This is a genomic window from Micromonospora sp. NPDC004704, from assembly GCF_053601675.1.
Genome location: NZ_JBSGCD010000031.1, coordinates 25,940 through 43,501, shown reverse-complemented (window position 1 = coordinate 43,501; position 17,562 = coordinate 25,940). Strand labels below are relative to the sequence as shown.

The window sequence follows — 17,562 nt, the reverse complement described above, 5'->3', positions numbered from 1 at the left end:
GCCGAACCGCTACGTGTCGGCGCCGAGTTGCCGCACAAAGAGCCGCCGGACGCCCCGAAGCTGTCCCTGTGCTGACGCGGGGAACCGTCTCGTGGGAAGCCGCACCGTGAATGTCGCGCCCCGGCCGGGATAGCCCTCGGCCTCGATCGTGCCGTGGTGGCTGGTGACGACCTCCCGCAGCAGGGCCAGCCCGAGGCCGAAGCGGTGGTCGCCGGAACCCGCCCCGCGATGGAACCGGTCGAAGATCCGCCGCGCGTCCGCCTGGTCGAAGCCCTCGCCGGTGTCCGCGACCACGATCTCGGCGTAACCGTCGCCGGCCTGAAGCGTCAGGCGGATCCGGCCACCGGCGGGAGTGTGGATCAGCGCGTTCGCGAGCAACTCGCCGACGACCCGGCGCAGCGCCGACTCGACCCCCGGTACGGGCAGTGGGCCGTCGGGCGTCTCGACCGTGACCGTGACCTGGCGCTCGGCGGCGCGTTCGGTCTCCGCGGCGACCGCCGCCGCGACCAGCGTGGTGAGGTCGACCGGCGGGTTCGGTCGCCGGCCGCTGGGAGCCGCGGCGAGTTGGGCCGAGAGGAGCAGGTCGTCCACGATCTCGCCGAGTCGCCGGGTGGTGCCGACCAGCCGTTCGAGGTCGTGCAGGTCGGTGGACGTTCCGCCGGTACGCGCCCGCTGGGCCAGCAACTGGGCACGGGTGTGCACCTGGGCGATCGGGGTACGCAGTTCGTGGCTGGCGTCCGCGACGAAGCGGCGTTGACGGGTGAGCGCCTCCGCGAGCGGTGCCACGGCCCGGCGGCCGACGAGCACACCGGTCAGCACGGCGGCGAGCAGCCCGACGGCCGCCGCGAGGCTGAACGCGAGCAGCAGGTGCCGCCGGTCGGAGAGCTGGAAACGCGCGTCGAACACCGCCTGCACCACCGCGTCGCCCCGGACCTCCGTACGCACGTGGTAGACCGTGTCGTTGCGGGTGATGGTGGTGATCTCGGTGGCCCCGTTAGCGGCCACGGTGTCCAGCGCCTCGTGCAGCGGGAAGCCGGGGGGCGGGGGATTGGTGCCGGTGTCCACCGTGCTGCCGTCGTACCGGAAGATCCAACTGCAGGCGGGTGGGCCGGCGATCGTGCCGTACGTCGTGCCCCACTCGAGCTCACGCTGGATCTGGGCCTCCTGGCTCTGGACCAGGGCCGCGTACGAGATGCCTGCGCCCAGCAACAGCAGCGCGCCGATGGACAGGCCGACCAGCAGGCCGATCCGTAGCCGGGCCCGCCGGACGATCATCCGCTCGGCCGACTCCATCAGAGAGCGCCGAGCCGGTAGCCGAACCCGTGCACCGTCCGGATCACCGTGCGGCCGAGCTTGCGTCGGAGGTAGTAGACGTAGGTGTCCACGATCGATGCGGCAGCGGCCTCGTCGAAGACCCGGCGGCGCAGTTCGCTCCGGGGGTGCACGGCGTTGGGCCGGGCCGCCAGCACACGCAGCAGCTCGAACTCACGGGAGGACAGCGCCACCCGGGTGCCGTCGGCCAGCAGGACGTCACGCGGTGCCAGGTCGAGCAGCCCGGAACCGATCCGCAGCACCTCGGTGGAGTCGGACGTGCGCCGGCACAGCGCCCGCAGCCGGGCACTCAGCTCGTCCAGGTCGAAGGGTTTGACCAGGTAGTCGTCGGCGCCCGCGTCCAGCCCGGCGATCCGGTCGTCGACCGTACCGAGCGCGGTGAGCATCAGCGTCCTCGCCGGGACCGCCCGTGAGCGGAGCCGGGCCACCAGGTCGAGCCCGTCGAGTGCGGGTAGCAGGCGGTCGATGACCATCACGTCGTACGGCCGGGTCAGTCCGAGATGCAGGCCACGCTGACCGTCGGGTGCGCGGTCGACGACATACCCCTCGTCGCTCAGCGTCTCGGTGAGCAATTCCGTGAGGTCCGCGTCATCCTCGACCAGCAGCAGCCGGTTTGATCTTCCGCCGCGCATTCGTCAACAATCGCATAGGTCTAGCCCGATGAAAGCAGTGATAGTTGTCTCTCGAATCATTCGAACCGGACCGGGCCGACATGCGTGCAGGAATGGCCGATTCTCGGTTCGTGTGCCGGTGTGCGTGCGTCGGGATACGGCTGCCCGTCGTGCCGGCGTTGGACCGGCCGGCACGACGGATCAGTCGGCACGACGGATCAGCCGGTGCCGCAGAGGGTCCCGTTCAGGCGGAACTCGACCGGTCGCGGAGTGTTGCCGGAGTGGTTCGCCTGGAAGCCGAAGGTGGTGCTCGCGTTGGTGGCGATGGTGCCGTTCCAGGCGGCGTTGCGGGCGCTGACGTTCTGGCCGGTCTGGGTGATCACCGAGTTCCACCCGCCGGTGACCTGCTGGGTGCCGGCGAACGCCCAGGTCAGGGTCCAGCCGTTCACGGCGGGGCCACGGTTGGTGATGGTCAGGTTCGCGGTGAATCCGTTGGCCCACTGGTTGGTCTGCCAGCCGATGGTGCAGGAGCCGAGACCGGTCGGTGGCGGTGTCGTCGGTGGCGCCGTCGTGGGTGGAGCCGTCGTCGGCGGGACGGTGGTGGGTGGTGTGGTCGGGGGAGCGGTGGTGGGCGGAGGAGTGCCATCGAGCGGCGGGAAGCGCAGGATCCGGTCGTCGGTCGCGGCCGGCGTACCCCGCCCGTCGCGGTTGCTGGTGCTCACCCAGAGCGAGCCGTCGGGGGCGTAGACCACCGTGCGCAGCCGGCCGTACGCACCGGTGAGCTGGGCGACCGGGGTGCCGGCGCCGCCGTTGCCGGTCAGCGGTACGGTCCACAGCCGGGTACCGCGCAGAGCGGCGACGAAGAGCCGGTTGCCAGCGATCGCGGCACCGCTGGGTGAGGCCTCGGCCGTGGTCCAGGTGACGATCGGATCGCGGAAGCGCGGGTCGTTCGCCCGGCCCTCCACCGTGGGCCAGCCGTAGTTTCCGCCGGGCACGATGTAGTTGACCTCGTCCCAGGTGTTCTGCCCGAACTCGCTGGCATAGAGCCGGCCCTGCGCGTCCCAGGCCAGACCCTGGACGTTGCGGTGACCGAGGCTGTAGACCAGCGACCCGGCGGTCGGGTTGTCCGGCGGTACGGTCCCGTCCGGCCGCATCCGCAGGATCTTGCCGTTGCGGCTCTGCGGGTCCTGCGCACTGGCGGTCTGGTTGGCGTCACCGACCCCGGCGTAGAGCATCCCGTCCGGACCGAACCCGATCCGTCCGCCGTCATGCACGGTCGCCCGGGCCAGCCCGGTGAGGATCGGTTGCTGGGTCTGTGGCGCGGTGAGCCGGAAGCGGACGATCCGGTTGTCGCTGGCGGAGGTGAAGTACGCGTACACGTACCCGTCCTGGCCGTAGGTCGGCGACACGGCGAGCCCGAGCAGCCCCGCTTCACCGCCCGCCGAGACCCCGGAGATCAGGGCCACCTGCTGGGGCGTCTGCCCGGGGCGCACCTGGAGTACGCGGGCGCTGTTGCGCTCGGCGACCAGCGCGCTTCCGTCGGGCAGGAAGGCCATCCCCCATGGTGTCTGGAGGTTGGTGGCGACCACCTGGGGCCGGCTGAAGTCGAAGTCTCCGATCGCGGCGACCCCGGCTCCGCCGGCTGCCGGTGCGGTCACGGCGACCAGCCCGGCGATGCCGACGCCGAATGCGGTGGCCAACCCGACAACGAGGCGACCTCTCATCTCCACCCTCCCGAATTACGACGACAACCATCAATTCAGTGATGGCTGTCAATGTAACACGGATGCGTGGGAGCGTGCCCATCGTCGCGGATGGTTCAGTCCCGGGCAGCCAGGAACCCGTCCAGCCGCTGCCGACCGGTCTGCCGCAGCACCCGCCGGCCGGCAGGGGTGAGCGCCAGCAGCCGTCCCTTGAGGCCCAGGGCCTGCGCCGCCCACCGCCGTACGTCGAACTCGTCGCGGTGGGTCAGGATCAGGCCGTCGGCGAAGGTGAACCGGGCGCGTACGTCGTTGCGCACGGTCCGGCCGCCGAACGGGTACGTGGCGATCCAGTGCGCCGAGCCGCCGCTGTCGTCCGCGACGATCTCCGAGACCTCGACCCCGGCCCGGGCCCGCGCGGTGAGCATCAACCACATGCCCCGCACCTCCCGGGCGTCAAGATCGGGGAAGAGTGGATCGGAGAACCGGGCCCGGTCGGAGTAGCTGGCTCCCATGGTGGCGCCGTCACCCGCGGCCAGGGCGGCGTAGAACCGGGTGAGCAGGGCGACGTTCGGATGTTCCACGGATACCTCGTGATGGGTGAGGACGCCGGTCGGCGTCTACGGTGCGCGCGGATCGGCGCGGGTGCTGCCGGTCAGTCCGGTGGGAGAGCCGTGCGGAGCAAGAGGATATCGGTACGGTCCTTGTCCCGGCGGGCCAAGCCGGGTACCCACACCGGCATCATCCGCTTGATCTCGATCTGGGCCGCCGCCGCGATGACCGGACAGGTCAGACCGGCGAGCCGGCCCGGTGCCGCGTCGAGCATGCCCGCAGGCCACGGCTCACGGGCATAGGGCCCGCCGGCCACCACCACCCGACCGGCACCGTCCCGGTCGAGCAGGGCGATGCCCAGTTCGACGTCGCCCCGGACCAGGTCACGCTGCTGGTCCCGGGGTGCGTCGCCGGTCGGGCGGAAGCCGAGCACGGCCAGGGCGTCGGTCAACCTGTCGGCGTCCGCAGCCCAGCAGAACCAGTCGACGTCCACATGCGCGCGGGTCCGTGACCCGAGGAGGAAGTCCATCGCCCAGCCGCCGCGCAGCCAGACCTCGATCCGCTCCCGCTCGGCCACGGCCAGCAGCTCGGCGATCGCCAGCAGTTGCCGCTCGGAGAGGTCGTCCCGGTCCGGTTCGCCCAACGGGGTTCGTGTCCCTAGTCCCGGCCGGTCGGCCGCTGTCCGCCCAGCACCGCCGGTATGGGGGCAGCGGCGGTACGCCGAGCCGGCCACCGCCCGGAAACGATAGCGCGCCGGATGGCGGCGCCGGTCCAACTACTGCCCGCCCGCGCCGGCCTCGTCGGCCAGCGTGAACAGCCATCGCGCCGGGTCGGCCGGCCGGTGCCGGCGGGGCCGGAACGGCACCTTGCCGAGCCCCTGACCGGCGTCGCCGAAGCGGAACTCGTACGACTCGATCCGGTCCACCGTGGGCGACACGGCCAGGGCGCCGAGGAACGGCTCGGCCCACTGGCTGCGTCCCTTGCCCCAGATCATCATGGCCCGGATCTCCAGCCCGAGCGGGGAGGTGACCACGACGGACTCGGGGAGCAGACCGTCGACGTACCGGTGGCGGGTCCAGCCGGGGTGGTCCCGCAGCAGGCCGTTGAGAAACCATTCGAGTTGGGCGCAGATCCGTTGCAGTCGTTCCTGTCCGGCCGGCGAGCCGCGGTCGGTCATGGCGAGATATGCCCGTACGCCGACCGCGAGTTCGGTGCGGAGTTCGTCGAGTGCGTTCTCGGATTCACCCATGGCGCCACCTCCGCGACGAATGTGGATGTGGACGAGGCACATTCATGGCGTTCAGTGTGGCCTAGTTGGCGTGCCTTTTTCTGCCCGTGTCGTGTTATCAACCGCCGATCGTGGTGGAGACTCCGCCGGGAGCCCCCGCGGCGGCCGGTCACACCTCGGGCAGGCCGACGTAGTTCTCGGCGAGGCTGGTCGCGTACGCCCTGGAGGTGGCGACGTAGCGCAGGGTGGACAGTTGGAGTTGCACCTCGTACGGGTCGTGGCTGTCCAGCCGGTGCAGCATCGAGGTCATCCACCAGGAGAAGTGCTGTGCCCGCCAGACCCGGCGCAGGGCGGTACGGGAGTAGTCGCGCAGCAGGTCGTCGCGGCCGTTCGCGTACCAGGCGGCGAACGCGTCCCCGAGCAGCGCCACGTCGGCGAGAGCCAGGTTCATCCCCTTCGCGCCGGTCGGCGGCACGATGTGCACCGCGTCCCCGGCGAGGAACAGCCGCTCCCACTGCATCGGCTCGACCACCAGGCTGCGCATCGGGGTGAGGCTCTTCTCCAGGATCGGTCCGGCGTTCACCGACCAGCCCGGCACCGTCTCCAGCCGGGTACGCAGCTCCGCCCAGATTCGCTCGTCGGGCCACTGGTCCAACCGCTCGTCCGGATCGACCTGGAGGTAGAGCCGGGACACCTCGGGGGAACGGAGGCTGTACAGGGCGAATCCCCGCTCGTGGTTGGCGTACACCAGTTCGTCGACCGCCGGCGCGGCGGCGGCGAGTACGCCGAGCCAGGCGAACGGGTAGGCCCGCTCGTACGAGGTGAGCACCCCGTCCGGGACCGAGCCACGGCTGATCCCGTGCGACCCGTCGCAGCCGGCGACGAAGTCGCAGTGCAACTCCACGTCATGACCGCCCTGCCGGAACCGGATCACCGGTGTCGACGAGTCGAGCCCGTGCAGGCTGACGTCGTCGACCTCGAACACGATCCGTCCACCCGCTGCGATCCGGGCACTGATCAGGTCCTTGACCACCTCCTGCTGCCCGTACACGGTGATCGCCCGGCCGATCAGTTCGGTCATCGGCACCCGGTACGCCTCCCCGGCGAAACGCAGCTCTATCCCCTCGTGCCGGCTTCCCTCCCGGGCCAACCGGTCACCGAGTCCGGTGTCGCGCAGCAGGTCGACCGAGCCCTGCTCCAGTACGCCGGCCCGGACCCGGCGTTCGACGTAGTCTCGGCTGCGGTGTTCGATCACCACCGAGTCGATCCCGCGCAGGTGCAGCAGGTGCGACAGCATCAGTCCGGCGGGTCCGGCCCCCACGATCCCAACCTGGGTACGCATCGGTTTCTCCCTGTCCCTCGCTCAGACTTGTCGGTCCCGGGCCGCGCCCGCACCCGCGAACGTCATCACCGCCACCGCGACCAGCAGGGTGAGCAGTGGCAGGGTCCAGCCGCCGGAGGCGTCCCGGAGCAACCCCATCAGCAGCGGTCCGGTCGACCCGACGAGGTAGCCGACCGACTGCACGGTGCCGGACAGGTCGCGGGCGGATTCGGGGGTGCGCGCCCGCAGCACGATCAGGGTCAGCGCGAGGCCGATCCCGGCGCCCTGGGCGAGGCCGGCGATCGCGCACCACACCGGGTACGCCCCCGGTGCCACCAGCAGCCCGGCTAGTCCGAGCGCCCAGCCGGCGCAGACGACCACCGTCAGGGCGCGTTGGTCCGGCCGACGTACGGCGAGCATCGGGGCGAGCACCGCGGTCCCGACACCGAGCACGTTGAACAGCGCCAGTCCCCAACCGGCACCGGCGACCGACACCCCGTGGTCGCGCAGCAGCGCCGGCAGCCAGGCGAGCACGCCGTAGTAGGTCAGCGCCTGCATCGCCATGAACGCGGCGAGTTGCCAGGTCAGCGGTGCCCGCCGGACCGTGGCGGCGCCGACGCTGACCGTCGGGGCGGCGTGCCGATGACGCAGTTGCGGCAGCCAGACCAGGGCGGCGACCACGGCCGGGGCGGCGACGGCGAGCAACGCCACGCGCCAGCCCAGCCCGGTCGAGTGTGCCAGTGGGACGGTCACCGCCGCCGCGAGCGCCGCCCCGCCGGTCATCGCGGCCGTGGTCAGCCCGGTCAGCAGGCCCTGCCGGTGCGGGAAGTCCTGCTTCACCACGCTGGGCAGCAGCACGTTGCCGATGGTGATCCCGGCACCGATCAGGGCCGTACCGGCGATCATCGCGGGGACTCCCGGGAATACGCGCAGCACGCTGCCGGCGACGACGCCGACCAGGGCCGCCAGCAGCGCCGGTTCCACCCCGATGCGGCGTCCGAGCAGCGCCGCCGGCGAGGACAGCAGGCCGAAGCAGAGCACCGGCAGCGTGGTCAGCAGCCCCGCCGTCGCCCGCGCCAGGTCCAGGTCGGCCTGGACGTCGGGCAGCAGCGGGGACAGGCCGGCGATCGCCGCCCGCAGGTTGAGGGCCAGCAGGAGTACGCCGAGCAGCGTCAGCCACGGCGCGACCCGGCGGCTCAGAACGGGTACCGGGTGATGGCACCCTGCAGCGTGACCCACTGGGTCTCGGTGAACGCGTCCACGTTCGCCGCCGCACCACCGAACCGGGCCCCGGTGCCGGACGACCCGACGCCACCGAACGGGGCCACCGCCTCGTCACCGACGGTCTGGTCGTTGATGTGCACGATCCCGCTGGGGATCCGCTCGGCCAGGTCGAGGGCCTTCATCACGTCGCGGCTGAGGATGCCGAGCGAGAGGCCGTACTCGGTGTCGGTGGCGAGGGCGACCGCCTCGTCGAGGTCACCGAAGCTGATCACCGGGGCGACCGGTCCGAAGACCTCCCGGGCGAACGCCGGCGTGCCGGGGTGGACTCCGGCGAGCACCGTCGGGCGGTAGAACAGCCCGTCGTACGTGCCGCCGGCGGCCAGCGTCGCTCCCTCCCGGACACTTTCCGTCACCAGGCTGTGTACCTTGTCCCGCTGGTTCGCGTCGATGATCGGGCCGAGGGCGACCCGGTCCCGGGCCGGGTCACCGACCGTCAGCCGGTCGGCGTGCTCGGCCAGCTCGGTGACGTACCGCTGCGCCACGCTCTCGTGCACCAGGTGCCGGCCGGTGGTCATGCAGATCTGCCCCTGGTGCAGGAACGAGCCCCACGCACCGGCGGAGACCGCGAGGTCCAGGTCGGCGTCGTCGAGCACGATCACCGCCGAGTTCCCGCCGAGTTCGAGGTGGGCGCGCTTGAGGTGCCGGGCGGCGGCCTGGCCGACGGCGCGACCGGCGGCGGTGGAGCCGGTGAAGCTGATCACCCGTACGTGCGGGTCGGCGACCAGCGCCTCGCCGGTCTGCGCCCCGCCGGGCAGCACGTGCAGCAACCCGTCGGGGAGTCCGGCCTCCTCGAACACCCGGGCGATCGACACCCCACCGCTGACCGCCGTACGCGGATCCGGTTTGAGCACCACCGCGTTGCCCAGGGCCAGGGCCGGGGCGACCGAGCGGATGGCCAGGATGAGCGGGAAGTTGAACGGCGCGATGACCCCGACCACACCGACCGGGACCCGGCGGGCGAGGCTCAGCCGGGGCGAGGTGGATGGGATGACCTCGCCGAGCGGGCGGGACGGCAGGGCGGCGGCCTCGTAGCACTCCTGGGCCGCGATGTGTGTCTCCAGCTCGGCCTTGGGCGGGATCGCCCCGGACTCGCGGACCACCCAGTCGCCGACCTCGGCCGCGTGCTGCTCCCACAGCTGTCCGGCCCGGCGCAGCACCGCCGCGCGTTCCTCGAAACCGGTTGCCGCCCAGGCGCGTTGGGCGGCGGACGCGCGGGCACAGGCCCGGCTCACGTCGTCCGGCGAGGCGATTCCGGTACGGCCGAGTTCGGCCCCGGTCGCCGGCTCGATGACCGCGGCGTCGCCGCCGTCGGCCTTGCCCCAGCCGTCGCTGAAGACCTTGCCGTGCCAGGTGGTGGTGGGGTCGAGCAGAGTCACCGGGTCCTCCTTCTCGCGGGTGGCAGGCTGGGCTGGGCCTGCCGGAACGGGCTCAGGGTTCGAAGTGCGGTTCGGTCGCCACCTGTACGTCGAGCAGCAGCGGTTCGGTCCGGTCGGCCAGCGTCGGCACCACCTCGTCGAGTACGGCGAGCAGGTCGGCGTACGCGGTGATCCGCCGAGCGGGGCAGCCCAACGAGCGGGCCAGTCCGGCCACGTCGATCTCGTCGAACGGCGGCCAGGGCGGCTTGCCGCCGTGCTTCTCCGCCAGCCGGTCCATGATCGCGTAGCGTCCGTTGGAGAGGATCACGTACAGCACGCCGCAGCCGTACCGGGCCGCGCTCCACAGTCCCTGGATGGCGTAGAGCGACGACCCGTCGCCGAGCACGGCCACCACCGGCCGGCTCGGGTCGCCGAGGCGGAGTCCGGCGGCGGCGGGCAGACCGAAGCCGAGGCCGCCCATGGCCGCGCTGACAAAACCGCGGGGTTGCCGGGCCGGCAACATCCGGTGCAGTTGGGGGCGGGTGGACGGGGTCTCCTCGACCAGCACCACGTCGGACGGCAGCCGGGCGGCCAACGCGGCGAACACGTGCCCGGCCCGCAGCGGCTCCCCGTCGTTCGGCGCGTCGAGCAGGTCGCCGCCTCCCGGTCGTGCGCTCGCCGGCACCACCGGGCGGTCCGGCAGCAGCCGGGCCACGGCCGCGCAGAACGTCGCCGGGTCGGCGAGTACGGCCAGGTCGGCGCTGCTGTGGTGCAGCTCGGCCGGATCGTCCGAAACCACCGCGACCCGCATCCCGGCCGGTACCAACGGTCCCGGTTCGTACGGGTACTGCCGGAACGCGCCGGTGCCGACGACCACGGCGACGTCGTGCCCGGTGAGCACCGCACGCAGGCGGGACCGCCCGGCCGGCAGGTGCCCCGCGAACCGGGGATGGTCCTGCGGGAAACCGGCACGGGCACCGAACGCCTCCTGCCACACCGGGGCGTCCAGCCGGTCGGCCAAGTCGACCAGCGCGTCCCAGCTCGCCCGGTCGTCCGCACCGGCACCGACCACGAGCACCGGGGCGGACGCGTCGGCGAGCAGCCGGGCGACCTCGTCGGCGGCCGGACCCGGTGCCGAACCCGATCGCCGTACGACGGTCGGGGCGGCCAGCCCCAGCGACGGATCGAGGTCGGCGTACCAGTCGTCCATCGGCACCACCACCAGAGCCGGTCCCCGGTGCTGGCCGGCCTCGTGCCAGGCCCGACGGACCGCCGCCGGTACGTCCTGCGCCAGCACCGGTTGGTCCACCCAGACCGGGTACGGTCCGGCGAGCCGGTCGAGTTGTCCGGCGAGGAACGGCTCCAGGGCCAGATGCCGGCGGTCCTGCTGACCGACCACGACCACCAGCGGCGCCCGGTTGACCCGGGCGGTGGCGAGCGCGCCGACCGCGTTGCCGAGCCCGGCGGTGGTGTGCAGGTTGACGAAGGCCGGCGCCCCGGTGGCGATCGCGTGCCCGGTCGCCAGGCCGACCACCGAGCCCTCGTGCAGGGCGAGCACGAACTCGAGATCGTCGGGGAGATCGGCGAGGAACGCCACCTCGGTCGAACCGGGGTTGGCGAAGATCCGGCGCATCCCGTACTCGCGCAGCACCGCCCAGGTCGCGTCGCGGACCGTGGTCATCGTGGGTCGGCCGGTCGGCCGTCCTTCGCCCGCTGGATCTGCCCGAAGACGTGGGCCCGCAGTTCGGCGAAGCGGGGCGACGAGCGGGTGCCGAGCTGGTCGCGCTCGGCCGGCAGGTCGATCGCCACGTCGTCCAGCACCACGGTCGGTGAGCTGGACAGGACCAGCACCCGCTGTCCGAGGTAGACCGCCTCGTCGATGTCGTGGGTGACGAACAGGATCGTCACCCCGAGCCGCTGCCACAGCGACCGGACCAGGTCCTCCAGGTCCGCCCGGGTCTGCGCGTCCACCGCCGCGAACGGTTCGTCCATCAGCAGGATGTGCGGCTCGTACGCGACCGCGCGGGCGATCGCCACCCGCTGCTGCATCCCGCCGGAGAGCTGCCACGGGTGGGCCGTGTGCACGTCGGCGAGGCCGACCGCGGCGAGCGCCTCCTCGACGAGTTCCCGACGACGGGCACGGGGCAGCTTCTTCTGCTTCAGCGGCAGTTCGACGTTGTCCCGTACGGTCATCCACGGGAACAGGCTGCGGCCGTACTCCTGGAAGACCACGGCCATGCCCGGCGGCGGACCCGCCACCGTGTTCCCCTCCAGGACCACCGCTCCGCCGGTCGGCGGAAGCAGTCCGGCGATGCACTTGAGCAGGGTGGTCTTGCCCGCGCCGGAGGGTCCGACCACGCACACCAGTTCGCCCCGGCCGACGGAGAAGGTCAGGTCACGGACGGCCTCGACCGACCGGCCACGGCCGTCGTACACCTTGCGGATTCCGCGTACGTCGAGCAGCACACCGCCGTCGGCCTGTGCCTGTGCCTGTGCCTGGGTCTCGGTCATGGTGCTCATCGACTCCCGCCTCGCTGCGCCTGACGCAGCCCGAAGTACCAGTGGAGGACCCGCCGCTCGAAGACCCGCATCAGCAGCGCGAGCAGGTATCCGAGCAGGCCGAGCAGCAGGATGCCGGTCCACATCTCGGTGACCGCGAACGACCGCTGGAACTGGATGATGGTGAAGCCGAGCCCGTTGCTGGCCGCGAACATCTCGCTGATCACCATGAGGATGATGCCGATCGAGAGGCCCTGGCGCATGCCCGTGACGATCTGCGGGCTGGCCGAGCGGATCACCAGGTGCCAGAGTCGGGCCGGGCCGCGGATGCCGTAGCACCGGCAGGTCTCGGTGAGGACCTCGTCCACCGCTCGGACGCCCTCGACCGTGTTGAGCAGGATCGGCCAGACCGCGCCGGAGACGACCACCAGCACCTTCATCGAGTCGCCGATGCCGGCGAAGAGCATCAGCACCGGGATCAGGACCGGCGGCGGGATCGCCCGCAGGAACTCCAGTACCGGTTCGCAGAAGGCGCGCAGCGCCCGGGACGAGCCGATCAGTACGCCGAGCCCGACGCCGAGCACCACCGCGACGAGGAAACCGGTGAGCAGGCGCAGCACACTGGGCAGTACGTCGTCGGCGAGCCGGGTGGAGTGCAGCCAGACGTCGTCGAAGATGGACAGGATCTCCGACAGCGGCGGCAGGTAGTAGGTGGTGCTGTCGGCGGAGGTGATCCACCAGAGTGTCAGCAGTGCCACCGGCAGGGCGAGCACCGCCAACACCCCCCTGACCATCCGGACAACCAGACTCACGCTGTTACCTCGCTGCGGATCGACGGGTGCCAGGCGAGCAGCCAGCGCTCGACCAGCCGGGCCAGCACGTTGACCGCCACCCCGAGCAGTCCGGTGACGATGACCAGGGCGTACATCTCGGCGACCGCGCCGCCGGACTGGGCGGTACCGATGGCGTTGCCGAGGCCGGGTGCGCCGATGATGAGTTCGGCGGTGATCGCCAGGATCAGCGCCACCGCGGCAGCGAGCCGAACCCCGGTGAGCAGGTACGGCAGCGCGGTCGGCCAGGTGACGTACCTGATCCGGGCCCACCGGCCGAGACCGAACGTACGGGCGGTGTCCTGGGCGACCGGGTCGACGTCCTGTACGCCGTAGAGCACCTGGATCAGCACCTGCCAGAACGAGGCGTAGACGACCAGCAGCAGCACCGAGCGCAGGTCGGTGCCGAAGAGCAGGACGGCCAGCGGGATCAGCGCGACCGACGGGATGGGCCGGAGGAACTCGATCGTCGAGGCGGTGAACTCGCGCAGCACCGGCACGGTGCCGATGACAAAGCCGAGCACGATGCCGAGGGCGACCGCGATGGCCAGACCGAGGAACCAGCCCCGGACGGTGTCACCGGCGGCGGTCCAGAAATCCGGTTCGCCGAGCAGGTCGGTCAGCGCGACCGCGATCCGGCTCAGCGGCGGCAGGTAGTCGGGGGAGACCAGCCCGCTGCGCGGCACCAACTCCAGGACGGCCAGGAAGGTCGCGAACCCGAGTACGCCGAGCAGCGTGGTGCCGCCACCGGCCCGGCGCCCCGATCCGGAACTCACGGGAGCAGTTCCGAGATGTCGACCTTCTCCTTGATCAGCCCGTCGGTCAGCATCAGATCGGCCATGACCTGCACCGACTCGCGGTTGATCTCGCTGGGCCAGGCGGGCAGGGTGATCTGCTCGGTCACCGCGGCCTCGATCTTGGTGTAGCTCAGCAGCACCTTGCGGGCCTCGTCCGGGTGCTCCTGCGCGTACTTCAGCGAGGTCTCGATCGCGGCCGTGAACCGGCGGGTCAGGTCCGCCCGCTCCTTGACGACCTTCTCGCTGGTGAAGTACGCCGCCACCGTCATGTTCGGCGCGGTGTCGACGAAGTTCGAGGCGACCACCCGGGCGCCCTGGTTGCGGGCCACGGTGAAGAACGGCTCGACGATCCACGCCGCGTCGACCCGCTTGGCGGCGACCGCGGCCGGCATGTCGGGGAAGGGCAGCTCGACGAACTTCACCTTGGTGGCGTCGCCGCCCGCCTTGCGGATGGAGGCACGCACGGTGGTGTCGCCGACGTTCTTGAGGTTGTTGACCGCGACGGTACGGCCGGCGAGGTCGGCCGCGGTCTGGATCGGACTGCCCGGCGGGACCACGATGCCGCCGAAGTCGGCGTCGGCCTTGCCGGTGGACGAGTTGCCGACCGCGATCGCCTTCAGCGGCAGCCGTTGGGAACGGGCCAGGATGAGCGAGACGACGTTGCCGAAGGCGAAGTCGAACTCGCCGCTGACCACGCCGGGTACGGCCGCGGCGCCCCCGGTGGTGTTGACCACCTCCAGCTCGATCCCCTGGTCGCGGAAGAACCCCTTCTCCTTGCCCAGGTAGAGCGGTGCCACGTCGACGATGGGGATCGCGCCGACCTTGACCCTGTCCGGTCCGGCGGAACCGCCGTCGTCGCCGGTGTCCTCGGTGGAGCCGCAGGCGGCCACGCCGAGGATCAGGGTGGCGGCGATGGCACTGACCATGAGACGGCGCATGAGTCGCTCCTGCGTCCGGTGGTCCTGGACGGACCGAGAGGGGGCGGGCCTCGACCGGAAGCCCTCGAGGGTGTTCGGAAGCGGTGGTGGTGGTGTTCGCAAGGCGAACGGCTGTTCTCATTTAGAACTTGGCATGTGGTGAGCCTCACGTCAAGGCCTCATCCCGACCTGCGGCGGCAACATTTCCGCAACGGCTCCGGCGTCCCTTGGGGAGGGTCCCGACCTCGTTGACGGAACGCCTCGCCGGCCGCTACGTTCGAATTGAGGACGACAGTCCGCATGCCGAACACGTGGCGGCGGCTCGGAAACGAGGAGGCGGAAGGCCGATGGCGAACATCGTCTCGCTGTCCGAGGGGATCGCGGAGCTGGTGCACGACGGGGACGTGGTCGCCCTCGAAGGCTTCACCCACCTCATCCCGTTCGCCGCCGGACACGAGATCATCCGCCAGGGACGGCGCGACCTGACCCTGGTACGGATGACCCCGGACGTCATCTACGACCAGCTCATCGGCATGGGGTGCGCGAACCGGCTGGTTTTCTCCTGGGGCGGCAACCCCGGCGTCGGCTCCCTGCACCGGTTCCGTGACGCCGTGCAGAACTCCTGGCCGGGCCGCCTCGACCTGGAGGAACACAGCCACGCCGGGATGGCCAACCGGTACGTCGCCGGCGCCTCCGGCCTGCCGTTCGCCGTACTGCGTGGTTACACCGGCACCGACCTGCCCCGGCACACCTCGAACATCAAAACCATCAGCTGCCCGTTCACCGGCGAACTGCTCACCGCCGTACCGGCACTGCGGCCCGACGTCACCGTGGTGCACGCCCAGCGCGCCGACCGGGCCGGCAACGTCCAGCTCTGGGGCATCACCGGGGTGCAGAAGGAAGCGGTGCTGGCCGCCCGCCGGTCCCTGGTCACCGTCGAGGAGGTCGTCGACCGGCTGGAACCCGTACCGGGTCAGGTGATCCTGCCGGCCTGGGTGGTCGGCGCGGTGGCCGAGGTCCCCGGCGGCGCGCACCCGTCGTACGCCCAGGGCTACTCGGTCCGGGACAACAACTTCTACGTCGGCTGGGACGAGATCAGCCGGGACCGGGACACCTTCCGCCAGTGGATAAAGCGACACGTGCTGGAAGCAGTTGAGTCGGAATGAGTGGAGGCCTGGATACGACCGAACAGCCGGACTGGACGGCGGACGAGATGATGACGGTCGCCGCCGCCCGGCAACTGCGCGACGGCACGTCCTGCTTCGTCGGCATCGGGCTGCCGAGCACGGCGGCGAACCTGGCCCGCGCCACACACGCCCCGAACCTGATGCTCATCTACGAGTCCGGTTGCCTGGGCGCGAAACCCGATCGGCTGCCGCTCTCGATCGGCGACGGCATCCTCGCCGACACCGCCGACTCGGTGGTCTCGGTGCCGGAGGTCTTCAACTACTGGCTGCAGCCCGGCCGGATCGACGTCGGCTTCCTCGGGGCCGCCCAACTCGACCGCCTCGGCAACCTGAACACCACCGTGATCGGCGGCAGCTACGGCGACCCGAAGGTACGGCTGCCCGGGGCCGGTGGCGCGCCCGAGATCGCCGCCTCCTGCCGCGAGGTGATCGTCGTCGTCCGGCAGACCCCGCGTACGTTCGTCGAGCGGGTCGACTTCGTCACCTCGGTCGGCTACGGACGCGGACCCGGCGACCGGGAGCGCCTCGGACTGCGCGGCGGCGGGCCCCGCCTGGTCATCACCGATCTCGGTGTCCTGGAACCCGACCCGGACACCCTGGAGCTGACCCTCACCCGGCTGCATCCCGGTGCCACCGTCGACCGGGCCCGCGCGTCGACCGGGTGGCCGCTCGCGGTCGCCGACAACCTCGTCACCGAACCCGCGCCGACCGTGGCCGAACTGAACGCGCTGCGCGCCCTCACCGCCACCCTGGAAGGTGCGCCATGACCGGCGAGGTGTACCTGGTCGACGCGGTCCGTACCCCGATCGGCCGGTACGGCGGCGCCCTGGCCGGCGTACGCCCCGACGACCTGGCAGCGCACGTGGTGGGGGAGATCGTCCGGCGCAGCCCGGATCTCGACCCGGCCCGGATCGACGACGTGCTGCTCGGCAACGCCAACGGTGCCGGGGAGGAGAACCGGGACGTGGCGCGGATGGCCGTACTCCTCGCCGGTCTGCCGCCGTCGGTGCCCGGCGCTACCGTCAACCGGCTCTGCGGGTCCGGTCTGGAGGCGGTCATCGCGGCCAACCGGGCGATAGCGGTCGGCGACGCCTCGATCTGCCTGGCCGGTGGCGTCGAGTCGATGAGCCGCGCCCCGTGGGTGCTGCCCAAGCCCGAACGGCCCTACCCCGCCGGGGCGCAGACGCTGCACTCGACCACGCTCGGGTGGCGGCTGGTCAACCCGGACATGCCGGCGCAGTGGACCGCCAGCCTCGGCGAGTGCACCGAGCAACTGGCCGACCGGTACCGGATCTCTCGATCGGCGCAGGACGCGTTCGCCCTGCGCAGCCACGGGTTGGCCGCCGCAGCCTGGGCGGACGGGTGCTTCACCGACGAGGTCAGCGCCGTACCCGGAACGGATCTTGTGAGCGACGAGAGCGTGCGGCCGACGACCTCGGCCGCGGCGCTCGCCGGCCTCAAGCCGGCCTTCCGGCCCGACGGTACGGTGACCGCCGGCAACTCCTCCCCGCTCAACGACGGCGCCAGCGCCCTGCTCCTCGCCGACCGGGCCGGGCTCGACACCATCGGCCGGGCGCCACTGGCCCGGATCGTCTCCCGGGCGGTCACCGCGATCGAACCGGAACTGTTCGGCATCGGCCCGGTGGCGGCGGCCCGGCGGGCGCTGGACCGGGCCGGAATCGGCTTCCCCGACCTGGCCGTGGTCGAACTCAACGAGGCGTTCGCCGCCCAGTCACTGGCCTGCCTGTCGCAGTGGCCGGAACTGGACCCCGGCCTGGTCAACCCGCAGGGCGGGGCGATCGCCCTGGGACACCCGCTCGGCTCGTCCGGGTCGCGCATCCTCGGCTCGCTCGCCTGGCAACTGCACCGCCGTGGCGGCGGGTACGGCCTGGCCGCCATCTGCATCGGCGTCGGCCAGGGGCTGGCCGTCGTGCTCGAAGCCTGTTAGG

At 71.7% G+C, this 17,562-nt stretch carries 17 protein-coding genes; 3 read left to right on the top strand and 14 right to left on the bottom strand.

The genetic code is table 11. The annotated features are described in order from the left end of the window. Positions 1 to 9 precede the first annotated feature (9 nt). From ACWEFB_RS30105 to ACWEFB_RS30040, 14 genes are all read right to left on the bottom strand, one after another. Entirely contained in the window at positions 10 to 1,293 is a 1,284-nt protein-coding gene (locus tag ACWEFB_RS30105; RefSeq protein WP_452290855.1) for a sensor histidine kinase, read from the bottom strand. Then, positions 1,293 to 1,964: a response regulator transcription factor gene (locus ACWEFB_RS30100; RefSeq protein WP_452290853.1), complete on the bottom strand. Its 672-nt coding sequence runs from the start codon at positions 1,962 to 1,964 to the stop codon at positions 1,293 to 1,295. Before ACWEFB_RS30100 ends, ACWEFB_RS30105 begins: the two co-directional genes overlap by 1 nt. Before the next feature lie 197 nt (positions 1,965 to 2,161). Continuing rightward, positions 2,162 to 3,667: a PQQ-dependent sugar dehydrogenase gene (locus ACWEFB_RS30095; protein WP_452290851.1), complete on the bottom strand. Its 1,506-nt coding sequence runs from the start codon at positions 3,665 to 3,667 to the stop codon at positions 2,162 to 2,164. Between the two features lie 95 nt (positions 3,668 to 3,762). After that, the gene (locus ACWEFB_RS30090) at positions 3,763 to 4,227 is read right to left on the bottom strand and encodes a nuclear transport factor 2 family protein (RefSeq protein WP_326558749.1); all 465 of its coding nucleotides are present in this window, start codon (positions 4,225 to 4,227) and stop codon (positions 3,763 to 3,765) included. Between the two features lie 71 nt (positions 4,228 to 4,298). Continuing rightward, on the bottom strand, positions 4,299 to 4,838 hold the full coding sequence (locus ACWEFB_RS30085; RefSeq protein WP_452290849.1) for a nucleotidyltransferase domain-containing protein: 540 nt from the start codon (positions 4,836 to 4,838) through the stop codon (positions 4,299 to 4,301). Positions 4,839 to 4,970: 132 nt separating this feature from the next. Beyond that, positions 4,971 to 5,444, bottom strand: coding sequence for a hypothetical protein (locus ACWEFB_RS30080; RefSeq protein ID WP_452290847.1), 474 nt, complete (start codon positions 5,442 to 5,444; stop codon positions 4,971 to 4,973). Positions 5,445 to 5,592: 148 nt separating this feature from the next. Beyond that, positions 5,593 to 6,765 (bottom strand): 4-hydroxybenzoate 3-monooxygenase, encoded by a 1,173-nt coding sequence (locus ACWEFB_RS30075; protein WP_452290845.1) that lies wholly within the window; start codon positions 6,763 to 6,765, stop codon positions 5,593 to 5,595. 21 nt (positions 6,766 to 6,786) lie between these two features. Then, complete coding sequence (locus ACWEFB_RS30070) at positions 6,787 to 7,983, bottom strand: CynX/NimT family MFS transporter (protein ID WP_452290843.1); 1,197 nt, start codon at positions 7,981 to 7,983, stop codon at positions 6,787 to 6,789. Continuing rightward, positions 7,941 to 9,404 (bottom strand): benzaldehyde dehydrogenase, encoded by a 1,464-nt coding sequence (locus ACWEFB_RS30065; protein WP_452290841.1) that lies wholly within the window; start codon positions 9,402 to 9,404, stop codon positions 7,941 to 7,943. Before ACWEFB_RS30065 ends, ACWEFB_RS30070 begins: the two co-directional genes overlap by 43 nt. A gap of 52 nt (positions 9,405 to 9,456) precedes the next feature. Then, complete coding sequence (locus ACWEFB_RS30060) at positions 9,457 to 11,064, bottom strand: thiamine pyrophosphate-dependent enzyme (RefSeq protein WP_452290839.1); 1,608 nt, start codon at positions 11,062 to 11,064, stop codon at positions 9,457 to 9,459. Next, positions 11,061 to 11,903: an ABC transporter ATP-binding protein gene (locus ACWEFB_RS30055; RefSeq protein ID WP_452290837.1), complete on the bottom strand. Its 843-nt coding sequence runs from the start codon at positions 11,901 to 11,903 to the stop codon at positions 11,061 to 11,063. Before ACWEFB_RS30055 ends, ACWEFB_RS30060 begins: the two co-directional genes overlap by 4 nt. Then, a complete protein-coding gene (locus tag ACWEFB_RS30050; protein ID WP_452290835.1) occupies positions 11,900 to 12,694 on the bottom strand; it encodes an ABC transporter permease in 795 nt (264 codons plus the stop codon). The genes ACWEFB_RS30055 and ACWEFB_RS30050 overlap by 4 nt, the downstream gene beginning before the upstream one ends. Continuing rightward, positions 12,691 to 13,488, bottom strand: coding sequence for an ABC transporter permease (locus ACWEFB_RS30045; RefSeq protein ID WP_452290833.1), 798 nt, complete (start codon positions 13,486 to 13,488; stop codon positions 12,691 to 12,693). Before ACWEFB_RS30045 ends, ACWEFB_RS30050 begins: the two co-directional genes overlap by 4 nt. Continuing rightward, positions 13,485 to 14,447: an ABC transporter substrate-binding protein gene (locus ACWEFB_RS30040; protein WP_452290831.1), complete on the bottom strand. Its 963-nt coding sequence runs from the start codon at positions 14,445 to 14,447 to the stop codon at positions 13,485 to 13,487. Before ACWEFB_RS30040 ends, ACWEFB_RS30045 begins: the two co-directional genes overlap by 4 nt. 326 nt (positions 14,448 to 14,773) lie before the next feature. Between ACWEFB_RS30040 and ACWEFB_RS30035 the strand changes: the two genes are divergently transcribed. The 3 genes from ACWEFB_RS30035 to ACWEFB_RS30025 are packed head-to-tail and all read left to right on the top strand — an operon-like array spanning position 14,774 to position 17,561. Next, positions 14,774 to 15,592, top strand: coding sequence for a CoA transferase subunit A (locus ACWEFB_RS30035; RefSeq protein WP_452290829.1), 819 nt, complete (start codon positions 14,774 to 14,776; stop codon positions 15,590 to 15,592). After that, a complete protein-coding gene (locus ACWEFB_RS30030) occupies positions 15,589 to 16,380 on the top strand; it encodes a CoA-transferase subunit beta (RefSeq protein ID WP_452290827.1) in 792 nt (263 codons plus the stop codon). Before ACWEFB_RS30035 ends, ACWEFB_RS30030 begins: the two co-directional genes overlap by 4 nt. Beyond that, positions 16,377 to 17,561: a thiolase family protein gene (locus ACWEFB_RS30025; RefSeq protein ID WP_452290825.1), complete on the top strand. Its 1,185-nt coding sequence runs from the start codon at positions 16,377 to 16,379 to the stop codon at positions 17,559 to 17,561. The genes ACWEFB_RS30030 and ACWEFB_RS30025 overlap by 4 nt, the downstream gene beginning before the upstream one ends. The last annotated feature ends 1 nt before the right edge of the window (position 17,562 follow it).

What these genes read in the sequence shown, in the direction of transcription:
- ACWEFB_RS30105 (WP_452290855.1), bottom strand. Translation starts at nt 1,293, where the DNA reads ATGGAGTCGGCCGAGCGGATGATCGTCCGGCGGGCCCGGCTACGGATC.
- ACWEFB_RS30100 (WP_452290853.1), bottom strand. Translation starts at nt 1,964, where the DNA reads ATGCGCGGCGGAAGATCAAACCGGCTGCTGCTGGTCGAGGATGACGCG.
- ACWEFB_RS30095 (WP_452290851.1), bottom strand. Translation starts at nt 3,667, where the DNA reads ATGAGAGGTCGCCTCGTTGTCGGGTTGGCCACCGCATTCGGCGTCGGC.
- ACWEFB_RS30080 (WP_452290847.1), bottom strand. Translation starts at nt 5,444, where the DNA reads ATGGGTGAATCCGAGAACGCACTCGACGAACTCCGCACCGAACTCGCG.
- ACWEFB_RS30075 (WP_452290845.1), bottom strand. Translation starts at nt 6,765, where the DNA reads ATGCGTACCCAGGTTGGGATCGTGGGGGCCGGACCCGCCGGACTGATG.
- ACWEFB_RS30060 (WP_452290839.1), bottom strand. Translation starts at nt 11,064, where the DNA reads ATGACCACGGTCCGCGACGCGACCTGGGCGGTGCTGCGCGAGTACGGG.
- ACWEFB_RS30055 (WP_452290837.1), bottom strand. Translation starts at nt 11,903, where the DNA reads ATGAGCACCATGACCGAGACCCAGGCACAGGCACAGGCACAGGCCGAC.
- ACWEFB_RS30040 (WP_452290831.1), bottom strand. Translation starts at nt 14,447, where the DNA reads ATGCGCCGTCTCATGGTCAGTGCCATCGCCGCCACCCTGATCCTCGGC.
- ACWEFB_RS30035 (WP_452290829.1), top strand. Translation starts at nt 14,774, where the DNA reads ATGGCGAACATCGTCTCGCTGTCCGAGGGGATCGCGGAGCTGGTGCAC.
- ACWEFB_RS30030 (WP_452290827.1), top strand. Translation starts at nt 15,589, where the DNA reads ATGAGTGGAGGCCTGGATACGACCGAACAGCCGGACTGGACGGCGGAC.
- ACWEFB_RS30025 (WP_452290825.1), top strand. Translation starts at nt 16,377, where the DNA reads ATGACCGGCGAGGTGTACCTGGTCGACGCGGTCCGTACCCCGATCGGC.